The organism is uncultured Cyclobacterium sp. (assembly GCF_963976465.1).
Lineage (GTDB): Bacteria > Bacteroidota > Bacteroidia > Cytophagales > Cyclobacteriaceae > Cyclobacterium.
Map to the genome: position 1 here is coordinate 1 of NZ_CAXBOC010000681.1, position 2158 is coordinate 2158.

Below are 2158 nucleotides of genomic sequence, written 5' to 3' on the forward strand. Positions count from 1 at the left end.
CTATGAGGTCCACCCTGAATATGCAGACCCGGACTATGTGCTGGGAGAGGATGAAGAGGTTATGGATTTTGAACTGGGCTATAATTTATTGTTTTGGACCATGGAAAAAACACTGGCAGATCCTGAGCGGATGCCGGCCATGTCCGAAATAATCCATTACCCTTACCTATTTGCAGGATATTTAGCTTTGTTTTTTACAGCCATTAACCTTTTACCCATTGGGCAATTGGATGGAGGCCATGTGGTCTTTGGCCTTTTTCCCAAAAAACACAAGGTTATCTCCTTAGTGGTCTACACTGCATTTTTATTTTATGCCGGACTTGGGATAATCAGCCCTTTTGAGGACATCAACTATCTGGCACTGGCCTTGCCCCTGTATATAGGTTTTCTGTACATCTGCTATAGAAAATCAGACCTGTCCAATACCAACAAATGGATAATGGCACTTATGATTGCCTCCATTCAATACAGTCTGGTAAGTATTTGGCCGGATGTTAAAGGTTATTCCGGATGGCTTTTCTTTGCTTTCCTAGTGGGCAGGATCTTAGGTATCAAGCACCCGGAAGTAATTGATGGGAGAAATTTAAATCAAAAACGAATCGTTCTGGGATGGATAGCCATAGTCATTTTTATCCTATGCTTTACCCCTGAACCATTCGTTTTTGAAGAATAAAATCTAGTAAAATTATAATTACTCTTCTTCTAATTCTCTGTAGGCCAAAATACCTCCAAGAACATTTCGGACCTTTGTAAAGCCTTGACTTTCCAGATACTGTTTGGCATTACCACTTCTGGCACCTGATCGACAGTGGACAATGATTTCATCATCTTTGTGCATTTCTATTTCAGATAGCTTATTAGGAAGCTGGGCTAGAGGGATATTTTTAGCGCCTAGATTGTCGTCTTCATATTCATAAACTTCTCGGACATCTAAAAAAACAAACTGTTCCTCTTTGTCTAATCTTTCTTTTAATTCTTCTACTTCTATGTCTTTCATCGCTACTTATTGAACAATAATTCTATGAGTTAAAATCTGACCGTTTTTTACCATTTTGATCAGATACATTCCTTTTTGACTTTCTGTAAAATTAAGCATTTTACCTGCTTTATCCACTTCCTGTGGTATATTTATCAATCTTCCCTGAAAATCAAAAACTTTGATATCAGTGACCTCACCTACCACATACAATCTTTCCGTTACCGGGTTAGGGTAAAAAACCAATTCTTCATCCGGTATTTCGGTTTCTTCCACCACCGGGTCTAAACTCAAATGTGCCCGCATCATTAAATTACCTCTAACAAGCTCATTTTGCTGCCAGGCTCCCACCACATTATAAAAAATCCGGTCCCCGGAATCTCCACTTTTGTCTAAACCGATCGGTAGGTAATCATTTGAAAACTGAGTGAAACCAACAAAAAAGTGGTCCTCAACAAGTATATTGGAATCCAATTCAAAATAAGAATAAACACCCAAGCCGGCATCGGCCGGTATCAAGACCTCTTTTTGATATAAAGGTTCACGGCTAACGGTGTCCCATACCATCAATTCTATGGCATTATTCCTTTGGGCAGGGTCGACAAATTGAATGCTTACTCCTGCAAGGTAAGAAGGGTTGGTCAACTCAAAAGACAGGGCCAAAATACCACCTCTTTGGTTAATTCCGGCCGCATAATCGGCCATTCCATTGTCATAGGCATAAAAATCTCGAAAGGGGATGACAATTTTACTGGTATCATTCACCCTAAAATCCACATTGGAAGCCTGTCCATCTCCCTCTTCTTCCTCAAGAAACGTATCCCCTGCCATTAGGTACATGGACACTTCCACATCCATAGGCTCATCAATCGCCTCCACCAATTCTTTGACATCTAAGTTGCTGCTACTAAAAGCTCTTCGCTCCAAGGCCTGTGGAACCGGGTTAAAAGGAGTGTTGGTATTGGGTTCATCCAAAAGCTCACCTGTAGCATTATTTTTTAAGCTGACAGTATACTCCATGGCCCTAAACCTATTCGCAAAATTATTGAATTCGTTGTTTATTGGGCCGGTGATTTTTTCCTCGGTAATTTCAAAATAGGGTATGGCAAAATAAGGTGCAAAAGGGCTGCTGGGAATTTGAGTGATTGCCCTGTCCTCTGGAAACCTGTCAATAATACTCCT

3 protein-coding genes are annotated in these 2158 nt (G+C 40.5%); 1 reads left to right on the forward strand and 2 read right to left on the reverse strand.

Annotated features, from left to right (window positions below; genetic code table 11):
• Window positions 1-673, forward strand: a 673-nt coding sequence (locus tag AAC037_RS23800; protein WP_339906137.1) for a site-2 protease family protein, incomplete at its 5' end; no start/stop codon positions are given.
• Between the two features lie 18 nt (window positions 674-691).
• Here AAC037_RS23800 and AAC037_RS23805 read toward each other — a convergent pair.
• Window positions 692-997 (reverse strand): rhodanese-like domain-containing protein, encoded by a 306-nt coding sequence (locus tag AAC037_RS23805; protein ID WP_339906139.1) that lies wholly within the window; start codon window positions 995-997, stop codon window positions 692-694.
• Window positions 998-1003: 6 nt separating this feature from the next.
• Window positions 1004-2158 (reverse strand): T9SS type A sorting domain-containing protein (locus AAC037_RS23810; RefSeq protein WP_339906140.1); only part of this gene is annotated, 1155 nt, incomplete at its 5' end.

Bases quoted from the DNA above. Each gene is read 5' to 3' on its own strand.
- AAC037_RS23805 (WP_339906139.1), bottom strand. From the start codon at position 997: ATGAAAGACATAGAAGTAGAAGAATTAAAAGAAAGATTAGACAAAGAG.